The 8,993-nt window shown below is 69.6% G+C and carries 7 protein-coding genes, 1 tRNA gene and 2 pseudogenes; 4 read left to right on the forward strand and 6 right to left on the reverse strand.

Annotation, left to right across the window (positions count from 1 at the left end; genetic code table 11):
* Positions 1 to 94: 94 nt before the first annotated feature.
* A pseudogene (locus ACWGH4_RS24770) lies at positions 95 to 561 on the reverse strand (NUDIX hydrolase).
* Between the two features lie 5 nt (positions 562 to 566).
* Between ACWGH4_RS24770 and ACWGH4_RS24775 the strand changes: the two are divergent.
* Positions 567 to 1,022 (forward strand): annotated as a pseudogene (locus ACWGH4_RS24775) (tyrosine-type recombinase/integrase); the annotation flags it as partial.
* Between the two features lie 15 nt (positions 1,023 to 1,037).
* Here the strand turns inward: ACWGH4_RS24775 and ACWGH4_RS24780 are convergent.
* Positions 1,038 to 1,111: transfer RNA gene (locus ACWGH4_RS24780), tRNA-Gly, on the reverse strand.
* Between the two features lie 219 nt (positions 1,112 to 1,330).
* Here ACWGH4_RS24780 and ACWGH4_RS24785 point away from each other — a divergent pair.
* The 3 genes from ACWGH4_RS24785 to ACWGH4_RS24795 all read left to right on the forward strand — a co-directional run bounded on the left by ACWGH4_RS24785 (position 1,331) and on the right by ACWGH4_RS24795 (position 2,702).
* Positions 1,331 to 1,522: a hypothetical protein gene (locus ACWGH4_RS24785; RefSeq protein ID WP_453464699.1), complete on the forward strand. Its 192-nt coding sequence runs from the start codon at positions 1,331 to 1,333 to the stop codon at positions 1,520 to 1,522.
* Positions 1,523 to 1,603: 81 nt separating this feature from the next.
* On the forward strand, positions 1,604 to 2,179 hold the full coding sequence (gene dcd, locus ACWGH4_RS24790) for a dCTP deaminase (protein WP_005314571.1): 576 nt from the start codon (positions 1,604 to 1,606) through the stop codon (positions 2,177 to 2,179).
* A 13-nt stretch (positions 2,180 to 2,192) separates the two neighbouring features.
* On the forward strand, positions 2,193 to 2,702 hold the full coding sequence (locus tag ACWGH4_RS24795) for a phosphoribosyltransferase (RefSeq protein WP_453464703.1): 510 nt from the start codon (positions 2,193 to 2,195) through the stop codon (positions 2,700 to 2,702).
* Positions 2,703 to 2,922: 220 nt separating this feature from the next.
* Here the strand turns inward: ACWGH4_RS24795 and ACWGH4_RS24800 are convergent, their stop codons facing one another.
* The 4 genes from ACWGH4_RS24800 to ACWGH4_RS24815 form a co-directional block, all read right to left on the reverse strand.
* Positions 2,923 to 3,627: a hypothetical protein gene (locus tag ACWGH4_RS24800; RefSeq protein WP_453464706.1), complete on the reverse strand. Its 705-nt coding sequence runs from the start codon at positions 3,625 to 3,627 to the stop codon at positions 2,923 to 2,925.
* A gap of 533 nt (positions 3,628 to 4,160) precedes the next feature.
* Positions 4,161 to 6,410, reverse strand: coding sequence for an FG-GAP repeat domain-containing protein (locus ACWGH4_RS24805; protein ID WP_453464709.1), 2,250 nt, complete (start codon positions 6,408 to 6,410; stop codon positions 4,161 to 4,163).
* 232 nt (positions 6,411 to 6,642) lie between these two features.
* Positions 6,643 to 7,536, reverse strand: a complete 894-nt coding sequence (locus ACWGH4_RS24810; RefSeq protein ID WP_453464712.1) for a YIP1 family protein — start codon at positions 7,534 to 7,536, stop codon at positions 6,643 to 6,645.
* A 140-nt stretch (positions 7,537 to 7,676) separates the two neighbouring features.
* Positions 7,677 to 8,843 carry an FG-GAP repeat domain-containing protein gene (locus tag ACWGH4_RS24815; RefSeq protein ID WP_453464715.1) on the reverse strand — a complete coding sequence of 389 codons (1,167 nt, stop codon included), beginning with the start codon at positions 8,841 to 8,843 and terminating at the stop codon, positions 7,677 to 7,679.
* Between the last annotated feature and the right edge of the window lie 150 nt (positions 8,844 to 8,993).

Below are 8,993 nucleotides of genomic sequence, written 5' to 3' on the forward strand. Positions count from 1 at the left end.
CGCGCCGCGGGGGGGCTACGCCTGGCGGCGGGCCGCCCCCCCCCGCCCCCCCGCGCCCGCGCCGTGCGCGGGCCTTGATGAAGTAGAGAAACTCTTACCGCGCTTGGATCAACTGCTTGCCGTCGTGGCTCCGGACATGGGGCCCATGCCCGTCCAGCGCATCGAGCAGGCGCACCGCGTAGACCTCGGCCATCCGCTCGGAGATCTCATCGGGCGTAAGCCAGTCAACTGCCGTCGAATCCGCCGAGGTTCGCTCAACGCCGCCGGAGGGATTACACCGGAACACCAAGGCGACGATGCCGCGCGTCGTGTTCTTGTAGACCCCGGTGAGCTCGTCCACCTCGACCCGGATGCCAGTCTCTTCCCAGACCTCGGGGGCCACTCCGTCTTCTGGGGTCTCGATGAGCTCAAGTACGCCGTCGGGAGCTCCCACGTTCCTTTGTCGGCTCGGCGGATCGCCAGGAGTCGCCCGTCCTCGCGCACGACTGCCCCCGCGACGGACACGGAGTGCAGTGGCGTTGACTGGGTCTCCTGGGCGCTGTTACTCATGTACAGGAGCATCGGAGGGGAAGCGGCTCGTCGTCCTGCCCGGCCTTTCTGCGGACCGACCTTCGACGGCACCTCGACCGGTACGCGGAGAAGGGCGCGGACGAACTCCTGTTCGTGGGGGAGAAGACAAGCCGTTCCAGCGCTCCACCTTCGGGCGGAAGTGGCGCACGGCCCGTACGAAGGTGGGTCTCCCCGAGGACTTCCGCTTCTACGATCTTCGTCACACCGGGCACACGCTGACGACCCGCTCCGGCGCGACGCTCAAGGACACGATGGTGCGGGCCGGACAGTCGACCGAGCGAGCCGCGCTGATCTATCAGCACTCGGACGTCGAGCGTCAGCAGGAGGTCGCGGCCGGTCTCGACAGGCTCGTCCGGCAGCGGCGTCATGCAGTGGATGACGAAGCATCTGGCACGGATGTGGCACGGGACGCTTATACAGGTCCAGACAACAAGAAAGGCCCGGGTCTATGACCTGGGCCTTCTGCATGGAGCGGGTGACGGGAATCGAACCCGCGCTCTGAGCTTGGGAAGCTCATGTTCTACCATTAAACTACACCCGCACAGCGCACCGGTGATCGGTGCCGCATCGTCGCACACTCTACCTCATCACTCGCCCCACGGTGTATTTCGCCGCGGGGCGTTCGTGTTCCTCGGGTCATGGACACGGGTGCGGAGCGCGGGAGTTGAGGCGTACCGTGGCGGGCGGAGTGCCGCGTGCGGTGGTGTCCTGGGTATCCCCTAATGTGAGGTTCGTCCGCATTCGTTGGGGAAGGGGCCTGATGGACCTGATGGAGCGCACGGTCGTCCGCTGTGCCGAGGGGCATGTGTTCAGTACCGCTTCGTTTCCGATGCAGCAGCTCGGGGCGGACCGGATCGGGCCGGGGCGGCTCATCCGGTGTCCGCGCTGCGCTCGGCTGAGGAGCGCCGTGCCCGTGGTGCACGGGCAGCAGGGGCAGCAGGACGGGCGATAGGCGCAGGCGACAGCAGTGCCAGGGGCGCGCGGGCAGGTGTCCGATTGGGGACGGCCCGCGCGCTCTGCGTATCCTCGGGGCGTGCTTCTCTCAGACAAGGACATCCGGGCCGAGATCGACGCCGGGCGCGTGCGCATCGATCCGTATGACGAATCCATGGTGCAGCCCTCGAGCATCGATGTGCGGCTGGACCGCTACTTCCGGGTGTTCGAGAATCACCGCTACCCCCACATCGACCCCGCCGTCGAGCAGGCCGACCTGACGCGGCTCGTCGAACCGGAAGGGGACGAGGCGTTCATCCTGCATCCCGGCGAGTTCGTGCTGGCGTCGACCTACGAGGTCATCTCGCTGCCCGACGACCTCGCGTCGAGGCTTGAGGGCAAGTCCAGTCTCGGGCGGCTCGGTCTGGTGACGCACTCGACGGCCGGCTTCATCGACCCCGGTTTCTCCGGGCATGTCACTCTCGAGCTGTCGAACCTGGCCACGCTGCCGATCAAGCTCTGGCCGGGCATGAAGATCGGGCAGCTGTGCATGTTCCGGCTCAGCTCTCCCGCGGAGGAGCCGTACGGGAGCGCGCGCTACGGCTCCCGCTACCAGGGGCAGCGGGGGCCGACGGCCTCGCGGTCGTTCATGAATTTCCATCGGACGCAGGTGTGAGGACCTTCAGCGCATGAGTGACGTACGCGAGAACCTGACTTACGAGAAGTTCGGCGGGGCGATCCGCGAGCTGGCGCAGACGATCGTCGACGACGGGTACGAGCCCGATGTCGTGCTGTCCATCGCCCGCGGCGGTGTGTTCGTGGCCGGCGGGCTGGCGTACGCGCTGGACTGCAAGAACATCCACCTGGTGAACGTCGAGTTCTACACCGGTGTGGGGACCACGCTGGAGATGCCGGTCATGCTGGCGCCGGTGCCCAACGCCATCGACTTCTCCAACAAGAAGGTCCTCATCGCGGACGACGTCGCCGACACCGGCAAGACGCTCAAGCTCGTCCACGACTTCTGCCTCGATCATGTCGCCGAGGTGCGCAGCGCGGTGATCTACGAGAAGTCGCACTCCCTCGTGAAGTGCGAGTACGTGTGGAAGCGGACCGACGACTGGATCAACTTCCCCTGGAGCGTGTTGCCTCCCGTGCGTAAGGCGGGCGAGCCCATCACGCCTTCCAGGGAAGCGCTGTAGCCCTGGGATCAGCCCTGAGCCGGGGAGACACAACGGACGCGCGGCACCACGTTTTCCGGGCGGAACGGTGAGCCTGCTGGGCATGCTCATGGGCGAGACGATCCGCTGACCTCGCGGAGTGCTGACGGCCTGGTGTCCCGATTGATCGCCGTCCCTGTGGCTCGTGGGCGGTCATGTCCTCGACACGGCCTTCAGGCCACTGTGTCGAGGACGATCGGTCTCACTGCCTGAAGTGGTCGTATCGAGACGGCGAGCAGACCTGGCCTTCCAGGACGACGCCACCGGCCGCACCCGCAGTGGAGCCGGTCGGTTCATGGGTGAGCTGCGTCTCCCACGCCGCCCAACTGCCCGCCATGTCCTGGTTGGCCGGCTGCGGTCCCGCCGGCTGCTGTTGCGGTTCGTGAGAAGCGGCCTCGGCTGGGTGGGAGCCGGCGCTCTCACTCCGCTTACGGTGGCGCCCCTTGGTCGCGGCACCGCCGTTTCCGCGCAGCATTCCCTGCGTGGACAACTCCTTCAGCCGCGCGACGACGCTTGCCACGTCGGTGCCGATCTGGGCGGCGAGCACATGCAGATCGACCCCCTGGCTCCATCCGATACTGAGCGCAGCGTCGAGCTCTGCGGACCATTCGGCGGCCCGACGGTTCTCGTCGGACGCCGTCGGCCCGTCGAGCATGTCGCCGGCAACGATCCGCGCATTGGTCTTGCCGACCTCGCGGCGCGCTGATCTCACCTCGCGTTCGGGCAGGCCCAACAGGTCGGCTGTGGACCTGTCCCGTCCCACGGTGACGGCGAGGGCTGCCAGTAAGCGGCTGCGGTGCATCTGTGCTTCTCGTAACGCTTCCTCCACCAACCTGACCCGTTTGTCATGCAAACAGAACTCTTCCGCCAGTGCTTTGTGCCGACTCCAGGACTGCTGCGGATCCATGATGGAGACAACGTTTTTCCTGGGGGGAATGTGCTGGTCAGTGGTGGATTGTCACTCGAAAGTGGCCTCGTGTGATCATGCCTGCGAGATTTTCCCGGGGCATAGCCACTGCGCCGGCGCGCGTCAGTGATCGCGCGAAACCGGTCCGTCGGAAACGGCGTCGGCCGCTGACGTCTACGCCCCGGCGCGTTGTTCGGTCCCGTTGCCTCGGGGGCGGCCATCCGTCTGCGAGGTGGGAAGACGCTGAGCCGACCGCCGCCGACGCATGGACCGGCGCGGCTCGCGAACGTCCGAGCGAGAGAAAACCGAAGACCGGACCACCCCTGGCCTGAACGGCATCCGGGGGGGGGTCCGGTCGTGGAAGTTCTCTTCAGGGCCCGGTGCCGCCCACCTGTCGTGACCGGACAGCGGAGGGGCCCGAAGACCCTGCCGGGGCCTGACCTCCATCAGGCCCCGCACCTCCTGGCCACCCGGGCCGGCGCCTGTCGGCGCCCACCGCGGGCGGCCTTACGACATCACCTGACGAAGCGCTGTCAGGCGATGCTGTTGAACTTGGTGCCCTCACCCGTGTACAGAGTCGTCGTCTGCCGGGTGAACGGGGCTGTCGTCGAGCCCGTCGAGCGGTAGACGTACGTGCCGTTCGCGCCGTAGGCGATCAGATCGGGGCGTCCGTCGGCGGTGACGTCGCCGGCTCCGACAAGGTGGGAGAACGCGTTCCAGCCGGCGCCGATCTTGACGCGGGGGGCGTAGCCGCCCGTGCCGTTGCCCTCGTAGAGCCAGAGGACACCGGAGGTGTCACGGGCGACGACGTCGCCGGCCGCGCTGCCCGCGATGTCGCCGACCGCGGTGATCTGGTTGTAGATGCCCCAGCCCCAGCCTGCCTTCACGCGGGGCGCGAAGGGGGCGGACCAGCTGCCGGTGCCCTTGTAGAGCCACAGGACGCCGGAGGTGTCGGTGGCGAGGAGGTCGGGGCGTCCGTCGCCGGTGAGGTCGCTGCCGGCGGTGATCTTGTTGTAGATCTGCCAGCCGGAGCCGACCTTGACGCGGGTCGCGAACGTGCCGTCGCCCTTGCCCAGGTACAGCCAGAGGACGCCCGAGGTGTCGCGGGCGACGAGGTCGCCCGCCGGGGCGCCGGCGAGGTTCCCCGCGGCCTCGATCTGGTTGTAGATCTGCCAACCGGCGCCGATCTTCGTCCGCTTGGCGGTGGTGACCTGGCTGCCCGACGGCCAGTCGAAGAGGTCGTCACGCCACAGCACACCGGAGGCGTCCCGCGCGAGCACGTCCGTCGAGCCGTTGTCGTTGAAGTCGTGCGGGTTGGCCTGGCGCGAGACCTGGAAGCTTCCCGAGGCGGTGGCCGGGGCGCCGGCGCCGTCGTTCGGGGTCGCGGTGATCTGCCAGGTGTAGGCGCCGTTCGGGGCGCTGATGCCGTCCAGGACACCGTCCCAGGCGAAGTCGAAGCGGCTGTCGGAGACCGGCTGGGACAGGTGCTGGGTGAGCTTCTTGCCGGTGGCCGTGTGCGTGAGCGTGAGGTCGACGGTGGCGTTCGCGCGGGACAGCGTCCACTCCATCGGGACCGCGGTGCCCGCCGTCTCCAGGTTCACCGCGGTGGGGACCTTCGACCCGGTCACCTGGACGGCCATGACCCGGCCCGTGTCGGCCACGAGCGTGGCGCTCGGGCGACCGTCGTCCCCCACCCAGATCCGGAACAGCCCGTCGGCGTCGGCCGTGCTGCCGCGCACGAGCAGACCGCCGTCGGGAGCGTGGGCCACGCTGGAGTAGTCCTCCAGGAGCTTGTACGGGGCGGCGGTGGAGTCCTTGATGCTCCGGGCGTACAGCGGGCTCGAGGTCTCGTCGGTCGCCTGGCCCGGCACACCGTAGAGCAGCGTGTCCCGGACGATGCCGGCGATGGCGGCGCCGCTCATGGAGCTGTCCATGGCGAATCTCGGGTGGGCGTACGTCCCGTCCACGGCGATCTCGGTGATCCCGCTCCGGTACTGGACCCACGCCTCGTAGTCGGCCGTGTAGGCGCCCGTCGAGGCCTGCTTCCACGGAGCGATGTTCCCTCTGCTGCCCCATTCGATGGGCTCGTCGCTGTTGACGGTCGTGCGCGTCAGCCAGTACTCGGTCCGGAAGGTCGACGAGTTCGGGAACACCCGGTTGCTGCTCAGGACGAGCATGACGTCGCTCGTGGAGGCGATGACCTTGAAGTCCATGCCGTAGGAGTTGGACGAACGCTTCGTCTTCCTGGCCAGCCCGTCGACGGGGGTGAGCTGCCACAACTCGTGGTAGTCCGCGGTGGTCGGAACACGCACGAAGAGGTTCTCACCGACCACGCCGACGAGCTTCGCCCCCGGCTTGAACTCGGCCGCGAGGTCGAAGGACGCGGACAGGGTGGCGCCTTCCCGCATGTCCTGCAGGAAGACCGTGCTGCCGCCGTCACTGGTCACGACGATGTCGGACCCGCTGTCGTGGCCCGTGGTGCCCGTGGTGATCGGCACCACCGAGCCGTCGGCGTACTTGTGCCACTCCAGGACCGTGTTGCCGGAGTCGTCCTTCCGGGACGTGAGGTAGCCGGTGTCGCCGGTGCTGACGATCTCGGCGCCGAGGGGCAGATTCGTCTCGGCGGTGGCGCCGGCGGTGGTGGCACCGGCGGTGGTGGCGGCCACGGCGGCGGGAGCGGCCACCGCCCCGGGCGAGGCCATGACGCCGGCACCGACCGTCACGGCGAGCACGGTGGCGACGGAGGCGCCGAGACGGCGTCGGGTGGTGCGTACGGAAGCCAAGGAAGTCCCTCCTGATCGAGCGGTACGCACATCAGTGCGCACCGCTCGATCAGACTTACGGTGAGGGGAGGTGGTTGTACGAGTTCCGCTTGTTTCCTGAGAGGAACGAGTGGCCTGTGCGCGCGGCAGGCCCCTCGGGCGAAGTGGTCATACGAACAAGCTGGTCAGGACGAAGCACGCACGAGGAAGGGCCCGCCGGTAGCCGACGGGCCCTCCTTCATGCGTGCGGGACTCAGATCGTGCCGAGCTTGATGATCGACAGCAGCGCGATCAGCTGGATGGCCGACGCGCCCAGCGCCTTCGGCCACGGCAGGTCGTGCGACTTGCTCACCATCGAGGTGAACAGCGCGCCCGCCGCCAGCCAGGTCACCCAACCGAGCACCTGGACCAGGGAGTTCTCGCCGCCGAGGAACATGGCGAAGACGAGGCGTGGCGCGTCGGTGATCGACATGATCAGCATGGAGAGGCCGACCGTCGGCTGCCAGGCGCCGTCCCCGCCGAGCTGGCGGGCCAGGGTGTGCGTCACCGCGCCGAGCACCAGGCCGCTGATCACGAACGCGACACCGGTGATCAGCACGTACGGGATCGCGTTGGACAGCGTCGCGTTGATGACCTCCTGGCGCGGCTCGTCGAATCCGAAGATCGCGAGCATGCCGTAGAGGAAGGTGACGATGAGCGCCGGACCCCAGACCGCGTAGTCGCGCATCTGAAGGAACGTCGGCCCGGGCCGCAGCACGATGCCGCTGAGGAGCTGCTTCCAGTGCAGACGCGGGCCCACCGGGGCCGCCGGCGCGGCGCCGGCGCGGTAGGCCCCGCCGTCACCGTAGGGGTCGTCGTTCACGCTGAACATCTGCGTGTGGCCGGGGTTGTTGGCCGCGTACGGGTCCTGCGGCGGGGCGTACTGGGGGTGCGGATCGCCGAAGTACTCCGGCTCGCCGTACCCGCCGCCCCCTTGGGGTGCCGCGCCATGCCGGGGCGCGCCGCCGGCGGGCGGCCACTGCTGCTGTTGCCCGTACGGCGGCGGGGCCGGCCGGCCACCTCCCTGGTAGGGGGGCGGCGCCTGCGGTGCCTGCTGCCGTTGAGGGGTGCGGTTGTCCCGGCCGCGTCCGATCCTGAATCCAGCCACGTAATCGAACGTACCCGGTCCGCGAGCGCGAGGGGGCGGCGGACAGGGGACAAGAGGGCCTTTGCTGCCGAGCTGTGACATCCCCTAGGGGAACCCCGGGGGGCCGTCCCCAGGACGGCCGGTCGACGCCCAACTGCTGGTCAGGGCAGGAAGACCGACGTGCTGAAGGTGATCAGAGGGCGGGCGCCGGACTGCTCCGCCACGGCCGGGTACAGCGCGACGACGTCGGCCCGTTCGCCGTGGTGTGTCCGTGTCACCACGTCGGGGCGCCGGTCGCCGTCGAAGTCCGCGTGCGCGAGCAGGTCCGTCACCGGCTTCGTCTCTCCGGCCGGGAGCCCGGGCGCCGGCGGCACCGGGACCGCGTCGAAGACATGTCTCCCGCCGGGGCGGCCGGGGCCGGTGGGTCCGCCGAGCAGCAGCGTGCCCTTGGCGGGGGCGCCCGCCGTACGGGTACGGGGCAGGACGACCAGGTCGTCGGCGCCGTCGCCGTTGGTGTCGGCCTTTCCGGCGGGCGCCGCGAGGGCGGGTCCGCCGCCGGTGACGGGCGCGCCGGCCGCGCGGGGCGCGCCGGCACGGGTGAACGGGCCGCGCAGGAAGCTGACGCGCCCGGCGGAGGCGGTGACGGCCAGGTCGGCGCTGCCGTCGCCGTCGAAGTCGCCGCAGACGGGGTGGCCGGGCCAGTCGTTGCCGTAGCGGGCCTTGTCGGGGATCCGCAGGACGACGGCCTTGCCGGTGATGCCCGTGGCGGAGCCGAAGAGCAGCTGGAGCGGTACGGGCGGGCGGCCGATGCCGTCGTACGGGGGGTCGGTGGTGACGACCAGGTCCGCGTAGCCGTCCTTGTCGAGGTCGCAGGAGGTCTCGGCGTCGAACGCGGCCGGGAGGACGCCCTGAACCGCGGCTCCGTGCGTGCGGGGCGTGAGCAGCTGTCGTACGGCCGGGTCGAGGCGTTCGCCGCCGCCGGTGCCGTAGACGATGCCGATTCCCGCGTCGTCCCCGTGGCTGTCCTTCGCGGACTTCACCAGGTCGTCGAGCACGAGGTCGCGGTGGCCGTCGCCGTTGAAGTCGGACGGGACGCGGCTGCCGTCGCCGCGCGGCACGGGGAGGGAGGGCGTGGTGGTGCGGCCCGCGAGCGGCGCGGCGTCGCCGTTCTTGGCGGCGGGCTCCGCGGCGGCGGGTGCGGGGTCGCTGTCGCAGCCGGTGAGGGCTGCTATCAGCACCGCGGAGACGCAGAGCGCGCCCAGTGCGGTCGCCGTGCCGGCTCGTGCACGCCGCACGACCCACCCCCGTTTCGCTGTCACCCGCGTCATCCGCTGTCCCCCTCGCCCCACGATGGTCGTGCGGGCGGGCCGGTGAGGGCAATGGACGGCGCTTGATCGAAGGGCAAAGGTTATGAGGCTCCCGGGGGAGCAGCGATCCGGGCGGTCCGCCCTGGACGGACCGCCGGCCCGCCCGTAACG

The sequence above is a fragment of the Streptomyces sp. NPDC054847 genome (assembly GCF_053610925.1).